The 17,999-nt window shown below is 54.5% G+C and carries 18 protein-coding genes; 7 read left to right on the plus strand and 11 right to left on the minus strand.

Going from position 1 to position 17,999, the window contains the following annotated elements:
• Window positions 1-20: 20 nt before the first annotated feature.
• On the minus strand, window positions 21-1,655 hold the full coding sequence (locus tag DY252_RS07060; protein WP_063088938.1) for a peptide ABC transporter substrate-binding protein: 1,635 nt from the start codon (window positions 1,653-1,655) through the stop codon (window positions 21-23).
• 689 nt (window positions 1,656-2,344) lie between these two features.
• On the opposite strand from DY252_RS07060, the gene DY252_RS07065 reads away from it, so the two are divergent.
• Both DY252_RS07065 and DY252_RS07070 read left to right on the plus strand, forming a co-directional pair.
• Window positions 2,345-3,559, plus strand: coding sequence for an AraC family transcriptional regulator (locus tag DY252_RS07065; protein WP_064789348.1), 1,215 nt, complete (start codon window positions 2,345-2,347; stop codon window positions 3,557-3,559).
• Window positions 3,560-3,688: 129 nt separating this feature from the next.
• Window positions 3,689-4,567, plus strand: a complete 879-nt coding sequence (locus tag DY252_RS07070) for a MipA/OmpV family protein (RefSeq protein WP_231959742.1) — start codon at window positions 3,689-3,691, stop codon at window positions 4,565-4,567.
• 185 nt (window positions 4,568-4,752) lie between these two features.
• On the opposite strand, the gene DY252_RS07075 is transcribed toward DY252_RS07070, so the two are convergent.
• The 4 genes from DY252_RS07075 to sfsA form a co-directional block, all read right to left on the minus strand.
• On the minus strand, window positions 4,753-5,130 hold the full coding sequence (locus DY252_RS07075) for a VOC family protein (RefSeq protein WP_064789346.1): 378 nt from the start codon (window positions 5,128-5,130) through the stop codon (window positions 4,753-4,755).
• 37 nt (window positions 5,131-5,167) lie between these two features.
• The gene (gene radC / locus DY252_RS07080) at window positions 5,168-6,010 is read right to left on the minus strand and encodes a RadC family protein (RefSeq protein WP_174713874.1); all 843 of its coding nucleotides are present in this window, start codon (window positions 6,008-6,010) and stop codon (window positions 5,168-5,170) included.
• A gap of 26 nt (window positions 6,011-6,036) precedes the next feature.
• Entirely contained in the window at window positions 6,037-6,843 is an 807-nt protein-coding gene (map, locus tag DY252_RS07085) for a type I methionyl aminopeptidase (RefSeq protein ID WP_064789345.1), read from the minus strand.
• A gap of 116 nt (window positions 6,844-6,959) precedes the next feature.
• Window positions 6,960-7,673: a DNA/RNA nuclease SfsA gene (gene sfsA, locus DY252_RS07090; protein ID WP_064789344.1), complete on the minus strand. Its 714-nt coding sequence runs from the start codon at window positions 7,671-7,673 to the stop codon at window positions 6,960-6,962.
• Window positions 7,674-7,788: 115 nt separating this feature from the next.
• Here sfsA and DY252_RS07095 point away from each other — a divergent pair, with 115 nt between their 5' ends.
• Window positions 7,789-8,007, plus strand: coding sequence for a DUF6500 family protein (locus DY252_RS07095; RefSeq protein ID WP_064789343.1), 219 nt, complete (start codon window positions 7,789-7,791; stop codon window positions 8,005-8,007).
• A gap of 19 nt (window positions 8,008-8,026) precedes the next feature.
• On the opposite strand, the gene DY252_RS07100 is transcribed toward DY252_RS07095, so the two are convergent.
• The 3 genes from DY252_RS07100 to DY252_RS07110 all read right to left on the minus strand — a co-directional run bounded on the left by DY252_RS07100 (window position 8,027) and on the right by DY252_RS07110 (window position 11,867).
• Window positions 8,027-8,926 (minus strand): methyltransferase domain-containing protein, encoded by a 900-nt coding sequence (locus tag DY252_RS07100; RefSeq protein ID WP_064789342.1) that lies wholly within the window; start codon window positions 8,924-8,926, stop codon window positions 8,027-8,029.
• Between the two features lie 97 nt (window positions 8,927-9,023).
• On the minus strand, window positions 9,024-11,129 hold the full coding sequence (locus DY252_RS07105; protein ID WP_064789341.1) for a 2Fe-2S iron-sulfur cluster-binding protein: 2,106 nt from the start codon (window positions 11,127-11,129) through the stop codon (window positions 9,024-9,026).
• A gap of 120 nt (window positions 11,130-11,249) precedes the next feature.
• A complete protein-coding gene (locus tag DY252_RS07110; RefSeq protein WP_064789340.1) occupies window positions 11,250-11,867 on the minus strand; it encodes a glutathione S-transferase family protein in 618 nt (205 codons plus the stop codon).
• Between the two features lie 131 nt (window positions 11,868-11,998).
• Between DY252_RS07110 and DY252_RS07115 the strand changes: the two genes are divergently transcribed.
• From DY252_RS07115 to grxC, 3 genes are all read left to right on the plus strand, one after another.
• Window positions 11,999-12,910, plus strand: a complete 912-nt coding sequence (locus DY252_RS07115) for a LysR family transcriptional regulator (protein ID WP_064789339.1) — start codon at window positions 11,999-12,001, stop codon at window positions 12,908-12,910.
• 60 nt (window positions 12,911-12,970) lie between these two features.
• On the plus strand, window positions 12,971-13,738 hold the full coding sequence (locus DY252_RS07120; RefSeq protein ID WP_064789338.1) for a ComF family protein: 768 nt from the start codon (window positions 12,971-12,973) through the stop codon (window positions 13,736-13,738).
• Between the two features lie 125 nt (window positions 13,739-13,863).
• Window positions 13,864-14,121: a glutaredoxin 3 gene (gene grxC / locus DY252_RS07125; RefSeq protein ID WP_064789337.1), complete on the plus strand. Its 258-nt coding sequence runs from the start codon at window positions 13,864-13,866 to the stop codon at window positions 14,119-14,121.
• 85 nt (window positions 14,122-14,206) lie between these two features.
• On the opposite strand, the gene DY252_RS07130 is transcribed toward grxC, so the two are convergent.
• Window positions 14,207-15,544 carry an NAD(P)H-dependent oxidoreductase gene (locus DY252_RS07130; protein ID WP_064789336.1) on the minus strand — a complete coding sequence of 446 codons (1,338 nt, stop codon included), beginning with the start codon at window positions 15,542-15,544 and terminating at the stop codon, window positions 14,207-14,209.
• Window positions 15,545-15,696: 152 nt separating this feature from the next.
• Window positions 15,697-16,356, minus strand: coding sequence for a GntR family transcriptional regulator (locus DY252_RS07135; protein ID WP_064789335.1), 660 nt, complete (start codon window positions 16,354-16,356; stop codon window positions 15,697-15,699).
• Window positions 16,357-16,573: 217 nt separating this feature from the next.
• Between DY252_RS07135 and DY252_RS07140 the strand changes: the two genes are divergently transcribed.
• A complete protein-coding gene (locus tag DY252_RS07140; protein ID WP_064789334.1) occupies window positions 16,574-17,398 on the plus strand; it encodes a carbon-nitrogen hydrolase family protein in 825 nt (274 codons plus the stop codon).
• 20 nt (window positions 17,399-17,418) lie between these two features.
• On the opposite strand, the gene DY252_RS07145 is transcribed toward DY252_RS07140, so the two are convergent.
• Complete coding sequence (locus DY252_RS07145; protein ID WP_064789333.1) at window positions 17,419-17,802, minus strand: VOC family protein; 384 nt, start codon at window positions 17,800-17,802, stop codon at window positions 17,419-17,421.
• Window positions 17,803-17,999 lie beyond the last annotated feature (197 nt).

Here is a 17,999-nt window from a genome sequence, read left to right on the forward strand (position 1 = left end):
CTGCGACACGAAGGCAGGATTTACTCGGCGATGTCGAGCCAGCGGGTCAGGTGACGATCCGGGGCATTATCGATCCAGCCCTTGATCTTTGGTGAGACGAGCTGTTTCGAGACATAGTAGTAAATCGGGATGTAGGGCTGTGCCTCCATCATGATGGCTTCTGCGCTATGCATCAGTTCTGCACGCTTTTTCAGGTCGCCTTCATTCTCGGCAGCCAGCATCAATTCGTTGTAGCGCGGGTTATCAAACGCTGCATAGTTCAGCGGACCGGTGCGCTCTTCACCGAGGAACAGGAAGTTCTGGGCATCGTTGTAATCGGCAATCCAGCCGGCACGGGCGACTTCAAAGTCACCAACCTTCAGGTCGGCATAGTGGATTTTACCTTCGGTGTTAAACAGCTCTGCATCGACGCCGATCTGTTTCCACATGTTCTGAACCGCAATCGCGATACGCTTGTGGTTTTCAGATGTGTTGTAACGCAGCGTGAATTTAAGAGGGTTTTCAGCGGTATAACCGGCTGCTTCCATCAGTTTCTTGGCTTCGGCGACCTTGTCACCATAAGAAAGGTCTTTCCAAGAGACATATGCAGGCTCGGTATAGTTACCGGTTCCCGGCGGGACAAAGGAATAAGCCGGAAGTTCGCCGGTTTTCAGAACCGCGTCGGTGATTGCTTCGCGGTTGATCGCAAGCGACAGTGCCTTGCGGACATTCGGATCCTGGAATTTCTCTTTGTCGCTACGCACGGCGTAGTAATAAATCCCGGCATAGGGCGCGATGCGCAGGCTGTCGGCCAAATTGTCACGCAGCCAGGAAATCTGTTCGGATGCGATGTCGCGCGCAACGTCCAGTTCTTCTGCGCGGAAACGGTTCTGCATCGCCGTGCGATCTTCGTAGGTGTAATAGATCACCTCGTCGATCGGAACGTTTGCGGCGTCATAGAATTCTTCGTTCTTGACCAGTTTGGTGTGAACGTTTGGCACCCATTCGACAAGTTTGTAGGCACCGTTCACAACGATATTTTCCGGCTTTACCCAATCCTTGCCGTATTTTTCAACGACATGACGTGGAATGGCGAAAGCGGTCTGGTGCGTCAGCTGTGCCAGGAAATAGGGGGCAGGTGCGGTCAGTTTGACTTCGAGGGTATGGTCATCAATGGCCTTGGCAGCGAGTTTCGCGCCATCCTTGCCAGTGTTAACTTCCTCAGCGCCTTCGATGATGTAGAGCAGGGATGCGTATTCCGCACCCAGTGCCGGATCAAGAAGGCGTTCCCAGCCGGCGATAAAGTCCTGTGCCGTAACCGGGGTGCCATCTGACCAGTTATGGTCGCGGATTTTGAAGGTGTAAGTCATCCCGTCTTCGGAAACGGTCCAGCTTTCGGCTGCACCGGGAACCGGTTGGCCATCCGGGCCATATGTCAGAAGACCCAGCGACATATCATCGGAGATACGGCTGGTCTGGATGGTAGAGATGAAATGCGGATCCATTGACTGCGGTTCGCCGTCGTTACCAATGCGCAGGATCTTTTCGGCCTGCGCCTGGCTGGTCGACAACATCGTCATCGAACCGGCAATCAAGGCGGTACCCAACACAAAAGCACGTGAGGATTTTAGCAACCCGTTCACGAGACCTTTTGCAGTCATCGCGTTGTCTGACATCTAAAATGTCTCCCTTATCATTTTGATTTTTCGTTACGCACCTCCCAGAAAGTACGTACGTGAAAATACTGATCCGGGTATGCGCTTACTGCAAGGCAGATTCTACACAACGGGGAAGATAGATTAATGCTTGCGCGGGAAAACGTTTTCAATCGTTAATTGTTGTGCATATGGGGATTTATGTCGAATTTGTTACGGTGTTTGGCATTCTTAACACCAATCGTCCGAAAACAGTCAGGACGGTATGGTTTCGGTGGATGATCGCGCAAAAGTGGTGATCTGCTCAGACACCGTTCGCATTCGACCGCCTCGCACATCACAAGATGCGACCGAATCGCAAGAAACCCGGCCCATATGGTGGTCACAGGACGGGTTTGAAGACAGCAGATATTGGACAGGTGCCTCTTTGCAGGCGTGGTGGTGATCTGATCGCGATTTTACGAACGCGTGGAGCCTATCAAGAATATGGGTGAAAATAAGCGCGTGAAGAGCAGTGCGATCAAGGCGATATCGCGCAAAGCGGGCTGTTCAGATCGAAGTGCCTGCATCCATGTTGCTGAGGTCCTTCAAGTAAGTCTTGGTTGCAGCGTGGTTGATAGTCGCGTATTTCCGTAGAGTTCGTTGCGGCTCTTGCGTTCTGCTCGGCCACGCATATCCCACCAACAGAAACCGCCACTGAAGGCGCAGGAATGATTGAAACATTCGACATTCTTTTTCTGATCGTTTCGGTTCTTGGCGTATCGCAGGCGATTTTCCTGATTGTCTTGTTGATGGACGAAGGAAAGCGTTCTTTTCGCGCCAACCGCTGGCTCATGGTCTTCGGGTTTTCGGTCGGTATGAGTTTTATTGACGATACGTTCGACCCGTTCATCAGCCCGATTGTGAACCTGTATCTTGTGCCGGTTTTTGCGCCATTCTTTTTTGCCTTTATACCGTCGATATATTTGTATTTCCGGGAAGTTTCGGGAAATCCGGTGTCCCGGCCATACCGGCATTATCTGGTATTAATTCCGGTAACCGCAGCGATCGGGCTTATGGTTTACCTGAAAAGTACGCGTATGGTCGCCAATCAGGATCATGTGCGTGATGTCGGGTTGCAGATTGCGTTTTCATCGCAAGGGCTTGCCAATTTGGTTCTCCTGGCGATTGTCATCCTGTTTTGCGTGTCATTTGTCGGTTACATGGCGGGGATATGGCGGCTCGCGCGGCGTTATTTGCGACAAGCCAACTGGCAACTCCAGGCCGACAGTGAACGAATGCGTCGCTGGATTATCGAGCTTCTTGTCGGGATGACGGTGTTGTTTACCGTCTTCACCTTGACCAACCTTTTGGATATGTTTGTCTTTCGCGCGGAATGGCTGTCGCTTGGTGTCAAGGTGGGGTTTGTGGTTGTGTTCTTCCGCATGTGTCAGGTTATCGCGCAGAACCCGGCGATCTTTGTGCAAGCGGAAACCGAAGACGGCGCCGAGGACCATCTGCCTGAACGTCAGGAAACCGGCCAAGGGACCGACACCCAACAGACCCCGATGTTGCGTGCAATTGTTGATGACCCCGGTATCGACCGTATTCGCACCCGCCTCGCAAGGATCGTTGCAGACCGTGAAGTGATGCTTGATCCACTGCTTACGATGCCCAAACTGGCTTCTGCTGTCGGGGCAACGCCCAATCAGCTTTCCTTTGTCTTGAACCAGCATCTGGGTAAAAGCTTCTTTGATTTCGTTAATGAAGTCCGGGTTGACGAGGCTTCTCGTCTGCTGATCGAGGAACCAAACCGCACGATCCTCGATATCGCAACCGAGGTCGGCTTCAATTCGAAATCGACCTTCAATCAGGCATTCAAGAAAATCACCGGTCATACACCAAGTAACTATCGTCAGAACAATTTCGCAAAATCAGATAGTTAAGGCGTATGAATGCGCATTCGTACCTGTTTGGTGCGGATTGTAAGTACAAGGCTATAAAACCGGACGCCTTCTTTGGCGCGCTCGGGCAATGTCGCGACATCAACAACACAATTGGGATGTTTAGACATTATGGTATCGCATTTTATGGTATCGCATTTTTGTTCTCGTCGTTTGGGGGATGCAATGGTGCTGGGCGGACTTGGCATCTGTACGGCAGCCATCATCATCATGTTTGCCAGCAGCGCACACGCCCAGACTGCAACGCCTGGACAAAGGGAAATCATCCGCGAACAGGTCAATCCGCAGACCGAAGACCCACTTAAACCCTGGCTTGGCGGCAATTGGCAGATCGGTGCCTTCGGCCAGATCAGCAGCAATCCCTATCGCGGGGCCGATAGTACAGATTTAGACGCGCTTCCGGTATTGGCCTATGATGCCGAACGTCTTCGTATCGGTATTGACGGCATTGATGCCAAAGTCTGGATGAATGACTTTGCCAGCGTTTCGATCATTGGTGGCCTTCGGATGGAGCCTTTTGATCCGGGTGACTCAAGCTATCTGAACGGGCTTGAAAAACGCGATATGGCATACGAAGCCGGTATCGGCGGATCGCTGCGTGTTTGGCACGGCGAGCTTCAGGCAAGCTATCAGACTGATCTCAACAATGCTCATGGCGGGCATGAGGTGGATGTTGCTTATTACCTGCCAACCGAATACGAAAAGTTCAGCTTCAATGTCGGCGGTGGTGTGACCTGGCAAAGCGAAGACCTCGTTGATTACAACGTCGGCGTACGTCGCAATGAAGTGCGCAGTGATCGTGGCTTCTATTCCCCCGACGCCACCTTTATCCCGCATCTTGATTTCAGTGTGACCTATCCGGTGACCGAAAGTTTTGCCGTCGTTGGGACCACTGACGTTAAATTCCTGCTCGACGAATATACCGACAGTCCGATCATTGATGAGGACTATGTGCTCAGTGCTGGTCTGGTGCTGGTCTACACTTTCTGACCCTGAACCGTCTCCCTGTCATCTTACCTCGAACTTGTCGGCAAGCAATCAGGCTTTGCCGACGAGACGGACCGGCATCCCCCACTATTGCAACCAACTGCCGGTCCGTTACCTTTTTGCGCGATTTTATTCCCGATCGGTGGCGGGTATCGGGATAGCAGCCAGTTTCACCCTGATACCTTCAGTTACAGCAAATCCCATTTGTTGCCATAGAGGTCCTCAAACACGGCGACCGTGCCATAGGGCTCATCGCGGGGAGCCTCAAGAAAATGAACCCCTGCATCAACCATGCGTTTGTGATCGAGCTCAAAGTCATCTGTGTTCAGGAAAAAGCCAACCCGACCGCCGGTTTGATTGCCAATCGCGCTGACTTGGTCGTTATTGCCTGCCTTCGCCAGCAAAACACGTGTTTCACGAGCCCCCTTCGGGGAGACCACCACCCACCGTTTCCCGCAGCCCATGTCGGTATCTTCAATCAACTCAAAGCCGACTTTTTCGGTGTAAAATGCGATGGCTTCGTCATAGTCGCGCACGACAAGGGCGAACAAACCGATATGGGGCATGGCTATCTCGTGGTGGGAAATGGATCAGGGATGGCAGCTATATCAGGCCAAGCGTCTTAAAGGAATTATATCCGGCACGGCTGATGATGATGTGATCATGCACGGTGATGTCCATCGCCTTGGCGGCATCAACAATCTTGCGGGTCATGTCGATGTCACCCTTTGACGGGGTGGCATCGCCGCTTGGATGGTTATGCACCAGAATAAGGGCGGAGGCATGCAGTTCAAGCGCACGCTTGATCACTTCGCGCGGATAAACCGGCGTGTGATCGACCGTGCCGCGTTGATGGCATTCATCGGCAATCAGCCGGTTCTTGCGATCGAGAAACAGCAGGTGCAGCTCCTCGTTCTTAAGGTGCCCGATCCTTGCCCGGCAATAATCAATCAGCTGTTCCCAACTGGCGATCACCGGTAATTCCATCGCCCGTTCACGTGACAGATGCAGGGCACTTGCCTCGGCAATTTTAATCGCGGCAATACCGGCTTCGCCAAGGCCCTTGGCGGTTTTGAGGTCTTCGGGGCGCGCAGCCAGAACATTTGCGAAACTGCCAAATTGCGCGATCAGCGATTTTGCCAGTGGTTTGACATCCCCACGCGGCATCGCCATGCACAGCATCAGTTCAAGCAACTCGTAATCGGCAAGGGCGGTGGCGCCCCCCTTGATAAAGCGATCCCGCAGCCGTTGGCGATGGCCGTGATAATGGGGTTTTGCGGATTTGGATTTTTCGGCATCCACTGCGTCGGTGCCGGATGCGCCAAGCGTGCCCGATACATGCACTGCCCGGGCCTGATCAAAAAAGACCCGGGTGCCATCATCTATTTCCAATGATGATTGTCTGGCAGGATCGGAAGCAGCTTTGCGATCTCGTTCTTCGCTCAAATCTGCTTCCCCTTTTTGCGTGCCCGTTACTCGGCGGCCTTGCCAAGATCGTAGGGCGGCTTTTCCAGACCGGCCGGGGATCGGGTAAAGATTTCAAACCCGTCATCCGTCACGCCGAGCGAATGTTCAAACTGTGCAGACAGTTTGCGGTCTCGCGTCACCGCTGTCCAGCCATCGGGCAAAATTTTACACGCATAGGTTCCCTGATTGATCATCGGCTCAATCGTAAAAATCATGCCGGGCTCAAGCACCAGACCTTCGCCCGGCTTGCCGTAATGAAGGATATTTGGCGCATCATGGAACACCTGACCAAGCCCGTGACCGCAGAAATCACGCACGACTGAAAAACGCTCGCTCTCGGCATAGGACTGGATGGCATGGCCGATATCGCCAAGGGTTGCCCCCGGTTTGACGGCATTGATCCCACGCCAGAGCGCCTCATAGGTCACATCGACAAGACGCTGCGCCATGACCTTGGGCGTGCCGGCAATATACATGCGCGATGTATCGCCATACCAGCCATCAAGGATGACGGTGACATCAATATTCATGATGTCGCCATTGGCGAGTTTCTTGTCGCCGGGAATACCGTGGCAGACCACATGGTTGATCGACGTGCAGGTGGATTTCGGGAAACCGCGATAGCCAAGGCAGGCCGAAATCGCATTGTGATCGCGGATATATTCATCACACAGGCGATCCAACTCACCGGTGGTGACACCCGGAACCACATGCGGGGTAATCATATCAAGCACTTCTGCTGCCAGCTTGCCTGCGGCGCGCATGCCTTCAAATGCTTCGGGGCCGTGAATTTTGACTGTTCCGTTCGCCACCCGAAAATCTCCTTAAACTCGGCTGTATCAATGTCTGTTTTATAGCCCAATGACATAAAGCCAGACGCCATGATTGGCAAGGATTGGCTGATATGCAGGGACTTGGGGCCTTGATCCTATAACCCGAGAATAGGCAAGGATGACCGCACCGTTACCGCACGGGTATCAATCGAACAGTCATAGGCAATGGCTTCGACCCCGTTTGTTCGTGCGGCCTTGAACCGTTCGCCATAATGCGGATCGATGTCAGTGGCGAGTGTAAACCGATCACAATCGGTGCGCTGGATCAGATAGAACATCACCGCCCGGTGACCTTCGGCAACCATGTCGGTCATTTCATCCAGATGCTTTGCCCCGCGTGCAGTCACGGCATCGGGGAACTCAGCCAAACCCGGAACGTCATCATCCCGTTTGAGGTGAACGTTTTTCACCTCGACATAACAAAGGCCCTTGTCTGGATCGGAAAGCAAAATGTCGATCCGCGAATTCTTGCCGTATTTGACTTCGCGCTTGAGGTTTTCATAGCCCGCAAGTTCCGGCACCTTGCCGGCAAGGATCGCTTCTTCAACAATCGCGTTGGGGTGGGCCGTATTGATGCCGATCCATGCATCACCAATCTGGCAAAGCTCCCAACTGTATTTCAGTTTGCGTTTCGGATTATCCGATTGCGACAACCAGACATCAATCCCGGGTTCTTTAAGCCCGATCATCCCGCCCGGATTGGCACAATGGGCCGTGATTACCTCACCATTATCAAGCTCGACATCGGCGAGAAACCGTTTGTAGCGTTTGATCAGCTTGCCGTGGATCAGGGGGTGGGGGAGCTGCATGTCAAATCTTTCCTGACAGAAATTGTCATGTGATGGGCGGTATCAGACTGCCAATTTCGCGGCAAACAGGTCATACATCAACCCTTTGAAGCCCAGACCCTAAAACGGAGCGATCATGCGTCAAAGCCTGCGCGAGAAAATTATTGCTGTGTGTGACAAGAAAATCGCGCAAAAGGGGCCGGATGTCGGTCTGTCATTCTACGCGTTTTTTGCCAATCGCAATGATGATCCGGACACATTGATGGAAGCCGCGACATGGTGGATCAAAACCCACGAGCTTGATCACTTTGAAAAGGCGACCAAGATCCGTGAGATGGTTTCATCCGGGAAGTGATACCGACTTTGATCCGGCCTTACTGCTTTTTCGCGTCATCACCCAGAAAATCAACAAGGCTGACCTGACCCGTTCCACGGCGCAGCGGTTTGGGCTGACTTTCATCGGGGGCCCAGGCGGTCAGATAAATCACCTGAAACTTGGCATGGATGCGGCCATCAGTACGCGCATGGCGTTCGTGATAAATTGCCGCGGCACGCGCAAGGGTGCTGCGTTTGGTGAACTTTTTGGATCGTTTGGCAATCAGGTTGCTTTCACCCATCCCCGAAAGATCACGCATCAGTTTCAGCGCATCAGGATAGTCGATATAGATGTCATCAGCATCGACCACCGGCAGGGCAAAGCCACTGCGTTGCAAAAGCGCCCCGGCATCCTTCACGTCAACAAAGGGGGAAACACGCGGTGATACGCCACCCTCTTCCTCGGCCTCCGCCGTCATCAGGGCTTCGCGCAAGTCCTTAAGCGTCTCGCCACCCAGCAAGCAGGCCAGAAACAACCCGTCGGGCTTAAGGGCGCGGCGTGCCTGCAACAGCATGCCGGGCAGATCATTGACCCAGTGAAGCGACAGGTTGGACAGGATCAGATCAAGCGATCCTTCGGCAAAGGGCAGGAATTCCTCATCCGCGACCAGCGTGCCTTTGCCGTTGTTGGCCTGTGCAGCCTTGGCATAGCCCCGCGAAATATCGGACTGATAAAGCGTTTCGATGCCGCCGCGTGTGCCAATGATTTGGCCCAATTCACCGCTATGGCAGCCAAGATCAACCGCCAGCGGGAATGTGCGCGTGGTGTCATCAAGGCGATCAGCCAGCCGTTCGGCCGTTTCAGCAAACAGGAAGTTGAAGTCCTGCGCCTTGGTCGCCGCGCGGTCGCGGCGCAGTTTCAGGGTGTCTCGATCAAAGACGGTGATCGGATCGGCCATGGGGCGGGAAGCTCCGGCTAAAATCGTTGTAAAAGTTACGACCTAGATAGAGCTTTGATCCCGCCCTTGCAATCGAAGAACCAGAAATCCATTCAGCCTATATCGACAGAACCAGTGGCGTTGGCTCGCCATCTTCCGGTTCGGCAGGGACAGCACAACAGATCAACGCTTCGTCTGCGCCGACTTTTGCACTGGGCCGGTTGTTATAGGTCACACTGCCCTGGGTGATTTTGGTGCGGCATGTGCCGCAATTCCCACCCCGGCAACTGGCCTCTGGCGCAAGGCCTGCGTCCTCCGCCAGTTCCAGCAACGTCTTGTTTGCATCCGGTTGCCAGACGGCCGACTGGTTTGATTGGGCGAACTCGACCTTTGTGGGCTTGCTGCTTGCGCGGGGCAATTCGGGAACGTCGTCATCGTTATCCCGACTGCGGGTTAATGACGCGGGGCCAAATGCCTCTGCGGGAATGCGCTTGTCGGCGATGTTAAGCCCGCGCAATCCGTCATAAAGGCCTTGCATGAAGGGCGGTGGACCGCACAGGTAAAAGTCAAAATCATCAAACGGCAAAACGGCCCGCAACAAGTTCATGTCGATATAACCCGATGCCTCGTAATCCTTGCGCGGTGTCGCGCCATCGGGATCACCAAGAACCCGGATGATACGGATGTTACCCTGGGCGGCTTTGACCAGTTCGACAATTTCCGCATCAAAGGCACGGTCAGACATGCTCCGCGCTGCATAAAACAGCCAGATCTGGCGGAAATTGCGTGTGCGCAATCCCTCGTAAACCGCATGGCGCATCATCGACATCATGGGCGTGATGCCAATCCCGCCTGCCATCAAAACCATCGGCCGTTTGATGTTGGGCTGAAGGGAAAAATCACCAGCAGGGGCGCGTGCCTCAAGGGTGTCGCCAACTTTCAGGTTATCATGAAGATGGCCGGATACTGCGCCTTCGCGTTTGACACTGATCCGATAGTGCGCATCTGACGGTGCACTGGAAAGTGTATAGGTTCGGATAAACGGTTTGTCATGGCCCGCCACGTTCACCCGGATTGGCAAATGCTGACCGGGGTTGAATGACACCAAGCCACCCTGATCAGCCGGTTCGAGTTGGAAGGATTTGATCAGATGGTTTTCTTCTGTAATCCGCACCACTTTGAACGAGCGCCATTGTTGTGCGGCGCTCATCGCGGCAAGCTTCTTCTCCGCACTTTCCCAATCCCCGGTCAGAAGGCTATTGGGGGACATGCCTTCTTCCTGTGGGCGCCATCGAATTGGCAATGCCGATGCCCGCCAGACTGTTTTGTGCGGGACAACACGCCACAGCCGTTCGGCACCCTTGAAGGCACTGATTTCCGGGCCTTCGGTGATGACTTCTGCATCACCGGTAATTTGCAGGACATCACCAGTCGCAAAATCGGTAAAGACAAGCCCCGCCTCGGGATTGCACAGGATATTGCCCAGCGTATTGAAAAACTGATTTCCGGCAAAGTCGGGGATTGTAAGTGTGCCATTGGCATTGACATGGACAAAACCGGGTTTGCCGCCACGATGGGATGCATCAACTTCGCGATGCCCGCCGTCACGATCAACATAGGTCGCAACGAAAAACGTATCGGCCTTTGCAATCAGCGCTCGCGCCCGATCATCAAGTTTGCGGGATATTTCGGGTTTGGATGTCGGCGCAGACATCGGGTCGCGGACGAATTCGAAATCGCGCAGACGGATATATTGCGGGCAGTTGCCAAAGCTGTGCCCGACCTGAATGTCAAATTTCTTATCGGTCTGTGCGGTAATGCGTCCATTTAATCGGTTGCGGCGACGCGTGTGTAATTCGATGCCGATCATGCCAATCGGCTTGCCGTCGCCCATCCCGGCATCGGCGGGATCATCGGCGTCGCGTGGCAAATTGACGGACAGGTGATACGGATCAGATGCCGACAGGAACCCGGGATGATTGGCGCGCAATGTTGCCCAGACATCATCGTTCTCGTCGACAGTTCCGAACACGGCAAAGGGCAGTTGCGGATAAAACTGGCGATGTTGATCGATCAGGTGATCACGCAGGACACGTTTGCCAACATCCGCCATTTGTTGGCGGACACCGACGCGTTCCTGCATCTCGATTTCACCTTGGTGCCAGGCCTCACGATCTTTTGGGGGCATCACTGGCGTGGATATCGCGGTGTTGGCCGTGTTCATCTCGTGCTCCTGTCTGTTGAAAAGACGGTATCGAGGAGTGGCAGGACATGCAGGTCAGGCGGGGCCGGCGCTTGGAGTTCTTGCGCGCAACGCGCAGGGATCAATGACCGACCCATATCGTCACGAAGCCGCCCGAAGACCGACTGAAGACGTTTCAAACGGCACAAAGCCCGGCAGTGCTTCAATACGTTTCAGCCAAGCAAGGACATGCGTGTAGGGATCAAGCGCGACATTGCCTTCGGGGGCGTTGGCGATATAGCTGTAAAGTGCGATGTCGGCGGCGGTCGGACGATCAAGCGTAATCCAGTCGCGGTTTGACAGGCGATCATCGATCAGTTTTAGCACGCCATGCGCACGGGCAATGACATCGTTTGCATCAAACTTGGCACTAAACAACGTCAACAGACGTGCTGCACACGGGCCGTAAGCAATTTCACCCGCTGCAACCGAAAGCCAGCGCTGAACCTGTGCCAGATCCGCTGCATCTTCGGGGAGCCAGTTGGTCGCACCGATCTTTTTGGCGGCATAGACCATGATTGCGATGGAATCCGCGATGACAAGGTCGCCATCTTCAAGCACGGGAACCTGCCCAAACGGGTTCAGTTCAAGGAATTTCGGGGACTTGTGTTCACCATTGACCATGTCGACATGAACCAGTTCGTGATCAATGCCAAGCAGGCTAAGGAAAAGGTGCGCGCGATGGGCGTGTCCCGACAGCGCGAAATAATGCAATTTCATGAAACATCCTCCGAGTTAGTGGTTCGCATGGGGCGAAAACAGAGGATATTGTGATTGTTTCTATTTAATGATGGAATTCCGTTATTTGGAAATTTAGTATTCCGATAAATGAAATAATTAAGGCGCGTAAGGTGGACCGTTTCGAAGCAATGAATGTGTTTGTGCATGTGGTCGAGGAGCGCAGCTTCGCCGCTGCTGCCCGCGCATTGCGTCAAAGTCCACCTGCGGTCACGCGCGCGGTCGCGTATCTGGAGGATGTAACAGGCGCACGCCTTCTGACGCGGACAACCCGGTCGGTCACGGTGACAGAGCCCGGTGCACGGTATTATGCAGACTGCAAAAGGTTGCTGGCCGACCTTAAAGAAGTCGAAGCCGCCGCCGGTGGGGCCTATGCCAAACCAAGCGGGATGTTGACCATCACCGCCCCGGTTCAGTTCGGACAGATGCATGTCGCCCCGATTGTTGGCGCATATCTGGATGAATATCCCGACATGCACGCACGGCTGCTGCTGTTTGATCGCATCGTCAATATCGTCGAGGAAGGCATCGACCTTGCCGTGCGCATTGGTGATCTTGCCGACTCATCGTTAACTGCCATGCGGGTCGGAGAGGTCAGCCAGATCCTTTGCGCATCTCCGGATTACATTGCGAGATTTGGAACGCCGCAAACACCCGCTGATCTTGGTGCCCATCGCCTCATTGCCACCACCGGATCGTCCGCGCGGCTTGATTGGCAATTCAGATCCCCGGATGGTGGGCGCAAGATCGGCTTTTCCCCGGATGCCAGATGGCAAACCAATTCGATTGAGGCCGCACGAAATGCCGCCCTTGATGGTTGGGGAATTGTGCGCATGCTGTCCTATCAGGCGGCCCCCTATCTTGCGGATGGGCGATTGGTGGCCGTGCTTGGCGATTATGATCCCGATCCGGTGCCAATCCATCTGGTCCATCCCGAGGGCCGCCATGCCCCGGCAAAGGTCAGGGCGTTTATTGATCTGGCAGCGGACACCTTACGGAAAAATCCGTTATTTGATTTTGGCTAATTCAATCCTTGCGTGTGTTATGCTGCCGGTTCTTCAAGGTGATCGTGGGTAGCATCGCAGATGATCGAATGGGTCCGCACCGTCGCAACCATGGGCGTTAACGCCATTTTACCACCGCGTTGCGGGGGCTGTGACGATGTGACCGATACCACCCATGCGGTCTGTGCCGCGTGTTGGGCGGGTTTAAGGTTTATCACGGCCCCGCTATGTGTCTGTTGCGGCTATCCGTTCGAGCTTGATGATAGCGCTAACATCGGCGGTGACCCTGATGAAAGCGGACAGATTTTGTGTGGTAATTGTCTGCAGAAGAAACCGGCCTTTGATCAGGCACGGGCGGCGCTGGTGTATGATGATCACAGCCGTGAATACCTGTTGCGGTTCAAGCATGCGGATCGCGGCGACCTGACGCCGCTTCTTGCGCGCTGGGTCTATCAGGCGGGCAGGGGGATCTGGGATCAGGCCGATCTGATCGTGCCGGTGCCGCTGCATCGAAGACGGCTTTTGAAACGGCGCTATAACCAGTCGGGCCTGTTGGCAGCAAAGCTTTCGCGCGTGACAGGCGTGCCTTGGGACGGACTGGTTTTGGCCCGTCAGCGCAATACAAGAAGCCTTGGCGGGCTTGGGCCGTCTTCACGCAAACGCGAAGTTGGCGGGGCATTTGTTGTCGACGAAGCGCGCGCTCAGAAACGTAATCTTGCCGGCGCGCGGGTTGTTTTGGTTGACGATGTTCTGACCACCGGGGCGACGGCCAATGCCTGTGTTCGGGCGTTAAAGCAATCAGGCGTTATGCACGTATCTGTGATCACGGTTGCACGTGTCGTGCGATGACGCGCTGCAAGATTTCTGTTATATAGCCGTCATCTGACTGAAATTCCGCACCGTATCAGACGCAGTGGACCCGATAATCCGGGGCATTCGCGATGATCGGTTGCCAAAGAAAGGATGACTGCCTCATGGCAAAAGTTGAAGTCTATGCCACCGAATGGTGCCCGTATTGCAAGCGTGCGCGTAAGCTGCTTGAGGAAAAGGGTGCCAAATACCAGCTGATCGATGTGATGATGGAACCGCGTCGCAAAAAGGAAATGATGGACCGTGCCAATGGCCGTCATACCGTGCCGCAGATTTTCATCAATGACGAACATATTGGCGGCTGTGACGAGCTGATGGCGCTGGAAGCTGCTGACAAGCTCGAAGCCACACTGTCTGCCTGATCGGCAATTGGCTGATTAACGGCAATAGTCATACAAAACCCCGGCCAGTTTGGCCGGGGTTTTTATTTGTCTGATGATTGTGATGTTAGCCGAAGGTGGTTTCCATTTCCTTGCGGAAGGCAATTGCCGGGTCCTTGGCATCAAATTCGACATCGTCCCAGGTCAGGGTTTGATCCATGGCAACAGGTCGTTTGATTTTCAAATGGTGCGCAAGCCCGATCGGAAGCGCATTGCGTGACTTTGACGTCAGGGCAGGCATCAGTTTGCCGTAAACCGTATATCCGCCTTCACCATCAAGCATCTCACCGGGTTTAAGATCGCGTTTGGCGGTGGCAACCGCATCGCCCGACCAGGCGCGTGAGGTGCCGGTGGCTTCGCCGCGCAGGGCGGCTGAGGCCACCGAAATGCCAAGTTCCAACCCGATCAGGTGATAGGGCTTGTACATGGTCGAATATTGCCCGCTTGGATCGGTCAGAAGGCCATATTCGTTAAAGCACCGCGCGACATAATCGCTGGGGGCCTCAAAGGTCACATAAACGCCCCAGCGCAGATCGCGAAACACCGGGCGGGTGTCGCGTTCAAGGCTTGAAACCACTTCGACCGTGCCTTTGCGATCCAATATGCCGCCACTTTCACGCGGGCAAAGCAGGCGGGGCAAATCATCCACTCCGCAGGCCGGAAACTGCAATCCGCAATCCTGCGGCACAAGATCACAGGCATTGGACACGGCCGCCATTTCAATGGCGGATTTGGTGCCATCCAGGAAGCTGTTGAAAATTTGCGGGTTCATGCCGCCCGCCTGTGCCTGTTCGGGTGTCAGGCCATAGTGATGCCAGACATCATCGGGCGTGACGTGGTGATAGATCGGAAGATATTTGGTGCCCTTGCCAGCACACGTTACCGGCAGGCCAATCGCGCGAGCCCAATCGACCATTTCCGAAATCAACGCCGGTTGATCGCCATAAGCCATGGAATAAACAAGACCTGCGGCCTCGGCCCGTTTGGCAAGAAGTGGCCCGGCAAGTACATCGGCCTCGACATTGACCATGACGATATGACGGCCATGTTCGATGGCCTTGAGCGCAAAGCGTATACCGGCCGCAGGGCTTCCGGTGGCATCAATGATGACTTCAAGCCCGTCGGCGGCAATCAGGGCATCTGCATCCTCGGTCAGCCATGTGGTGCCGTCGCGATAGGCCGATGCAGCGTCCTTTGCGGTGAACTGGTCATCAGACCATCCGACACGGCGCAGGGCGGCCTTGGTACGATCAATGCTAAGATCGGCAATACCCAGAACGTGATAACCCGGATGATGGCCGGCCTGACTTAAAAACATCGATCCGAACTTGCCAGCACCGATAATGCCAACCCGGACGGGATTACCTTCATCGGCCCGTTTGCGCAGTTTTGTATCAAGGTTCATTGGCGTTCCTCCCAGACAGGAAACTTGTCGTTCTTATATGGTTCTGCCTTTGGCGACGCGGGCGGGTCATTGGCAGATTTTTTGAAGTCGATGGGGATTGGTGGTGCGAAGGGCTCGGAAAAGGCGGGCTGTTGGTGGCAGCGAGGGGAAGGTCAGCTTGGCTTTTCCATTCGGGAAATCAGGCGATCACGTGCATTGCGGCCATGATCGCGCGCCAGTTTTTCGGCAAGAGGACCATCGCCGACACAGATTGCATCGGCGATGGCCTGATGTTCCGTCCAGATCGGATCACGGGGGTACCCGATCTGCAGGTAGGCATGCATCACGCGTCTGATCTGAAGCCAGACTGCGGCTGATGCTTCGGGCAACAGGGGGTTACCCGACAAACGGTAGATCGTTTGATGGAATGCGACGTCGGCTGCAACAAGGTTTGCGGTGTCGCCGCTGCCCAGAGCGTGGTGTCCCTGTATAATGGCAGCCCGCAAAGCCGATTCCCGATCCGGTGCCTTGGTCTCAGCAGCAAGACGAGCTGCAAGCCCGTCAAATGCTTCTCTCAGGTCATAAACGTGACGGACAAGGTCGCTGTCGACAGGCGCAACGCGATATCCGCGCCGTCCCATCGGTTCGACCAGTCTGTCACGACGCAGCAACCCCAGAGCTTGCAACACTGGTTGCCGCGAGACATTGAGTTCCTCGGCAATAGCTTCCTGACGCAAAGGTGTCCCGGGAGGGAGAGCACCGGAACACAAGGCATCAACCAGGCGGTCATGCACTTCGTCAGTCAGACTTTTTCGGCCGGAAAGAGGTTCCATCTTCGATCCTCGTTAGGTGTACGGAATACTGTATACACTAATTTTAACTTTGAAAAGTCTGAATCCTGACCGCGTGTCATTTCGACCGAAGCCATAGAAAAACCAGCCTGTTCGGACAAGGCCGTAACGTGCGCTATGTCAATTGTCTATTGCCCGAGCGGTTCCGCCACCGCATCATGAAACGGGATAACGATAAAGATAAAAAGGAGATTGCGTCATGACCCGTTTCATTGCGGCTTGTGTGCAAGTCAATTCACGCGATGTGATGTCTGATAACCTTGCGCGGGCGGCAACCTATGCCCGTGATGCCCATGCGGCGGGGGCCAGATTGATCGCCTTTCCTGAAAACGTGTCGATGATGTCGTTTGGTGGCGAAAATGGCCGTGCCGCTGCCTTTCCCGAGGATGAGCATCCCGGTCTGGTTTTCTTTTGCGACCTGGCAGAAGAACTGAAATCCACCCTGATTGTCGGATCGCTGCATGTCAAAGTGCCGGATGAGGACCGCGTTGCGAACCGGTGTTTTGTGATTGGTCCGGATGGCAAGGTCATCACATCCTATGACAAGATCCATATGTTTGACGTCGATCTGGCCAATGGCGAAAGTTACCGCGAAAGCAAAACATTCCGTCCCGGCAATGCGGCCCGACTGGCCGAAACCGAGTTTGGCAAGGTCGGGATATCGATCTGTTATGACGTGCGGTTCCCGCATCTGTTTCGCGATTACGCCAAGGCGGGCGCAAAGATCCTGAGCATCCCGGCGGCCTTTACCCGCACCACCGGACAGGCGCACTGGCATACCCTTTTGAAGGCGCGTGCGATTGAAAACGGCTGCTTTGTGATTGCGGCGGCCCAGTGCGGTGATCATCCAGGCGACCGCCAGACGTTTGGTCATTCCCTGATCATTGATCCGTGGGGACAGGTTTTGGCCGATGGTGGCACCGATCCGGGTTTCATCACCGCCGAGATTGATCTGACGCGCGTTGATGAAATTCGCCGGATGGTGCCATCACTTGGCAATGATCGGGAATATAAGCCGTGTTAGCCGGGTCTTGATCGAAGTGGTCAGGCGTAACTGACCACTTCGAATTCGATGTTGTTTTCATCACGGAAATAGAACCGGCGACCGGGTTCGTAATCGGCATGGTTGAAGGTCTCGATACCGTCGGCCTTGATCTTTGCCTCGGTCGCATCAAGGTCATCGACGACAATCCCGATATGGTTCAATCCGCCGATGGTGGCATAGGAGTTATCCTGGCCGTCCTTCGGCGTGCCAAGGGCATAGATCGCGACATAACTTGTGTCATTACCAACATGATAGGACAGCCCGCCATGGATGGCCTCCCCATGCCAGCGGGTGTGCCAGCCAAACCAGTTATCCAGGTTCTGGGCGGTTTTCGCCGGATCGGCGACCGTAAAATTCACGTGTTCGAGAAATGCAGCAGTCATGGCTTATCGTTTTTTGGGATGTCTGTTTTCCGATTTCCCTTCTTGGTAATTCCTCAACTATAGTTGAGGTCAAGGGGTAATTCTCTTTGATTGATATAGGAAGCGCTGAGCGGTTTTTCACAGGCTCACGCGATCTCACGAAACAGTGTCGCAACGTCATTTCGCTTTGAAGCCCTTCCCGGGCAAACTCGGTTCAT

This window comes from Thalassospira indica, assembly GCF_003403095.1.
In the GTDB taxonomy this organism is placed as follows: domain Bacteria; phylum Pseudomonadota; class Alphaproteobacteria; order Rhodospirillales; family Thalassospiraceae; genus Thalassospira; species Thalassospira indica.

Excerpts from the sequence above, each read along its gene's own strand:
- DY252_RS07060 (WP_063088938.1), bottom strand. The coding sequence starts at position 1,655 with ATGTCAGACAACGCGATGACTGCAAAAGGTCTCGTGAACGGGTTGCTA.
- DY252_RS07065 (WP_064789348.1), top strand. The coding sequence starts at position 2,345 with ATGATTGAAACATTCGACATTCTTTTTCTGATCGTTTCGGTTCTTGGC.
- DY252_RS07070 (WP_231959742.1), top strand. The coding sequence starts at position 3,689 with ATGGTATCGCATTTTATGGTATCGCATTTTTGTTCTCGTCGTTTGGGG.
- DY252_RS07075 (WP_064789346.1), bottom strand. The coding sequence starts at position 5,130 with ATGCCCCATATCGGTTTGTTCGCCCTTGTCGTGCGCGACTATGACGAA.
- sfsA (WP_064789344.1), bottom strand. The coding sequence starts at position 7,673 with ATGCAGCTCCCCCACCCCCTGATCCACGGCAAGCTGATCAAACGCTAC.
- DY252_RS07095 (WP_064789343.1), top strand. The coding sequence starts at position 7,789 with ATGCGTCAAAGCCTGCGCGAGAAAATTATTGCTGTGTGTGACAAGAAA.
- DY252_RS07100 (WP_064789342.1), bottom strand. The coding sequence starts at position 8,926 with ATGGCCGATCCGATCACCGTCTTTGATCGAGACACCCTGAAACTGCGC.
- DY252_RS07105 (WP_064789341.1), bottom strand. The coding sequence starts at position 11,129 with ATGAACACGGCCAACACCGCGATATCCACGCCAGTGATGCCCCCAAAA.
- DY252_RS07110 (WP_064789340.1), bottom strand. The coding sequence starts at position 11,867 with ATGAAATTGCATTATTTCGCGCTGTCGGGACACGCCCATCGCGCGCAC.
- DY252_RS07120 (WP_064789338.1), top strand. The coding sequence starts at position 12,971 with ATGATCGAATGGGTCCGCACCGTCGCAACCATGGGCGTTAACGCCATT.
- grxC (WP_064789337.1), top strand. The coding sequence starts at position 13,864 with ATGGCAAAAGTTGAAGTCTATGCCACCGAATGGTGCCCGTATTGCAAG.
- DY252_RS07130 (WP_064789336.1), bottom strand. The coding sequence starts at position 15,544 with ATGAACCTTGATACAAAACTGCGCAAACGGGCCGATGAAGGTAATCCC.
- DY252_RS07135 (WP_064789335.1), bottom strand. The coding sequence starts at position 16,356 with ATGGAACCTCTTTCCGGCCGAAAAAGTCTGACTGACGAAGTGCATGAC.
- DY252_RS07140 (WP_064789334.1), top strand. The coding sequence starts at position 16,574 with ATGACCCGTTTCATTGCGGCTTGTGTGCAAGTCAATTCACGCGATGTG.
- DY252_RS07145 (WP_064789333.1), bottom strand. The coding sequence starts at position 17,802 with ATGACTGCTGCATTTCTCGAACACGTGAATTTTACGGTCGCCGATCCG.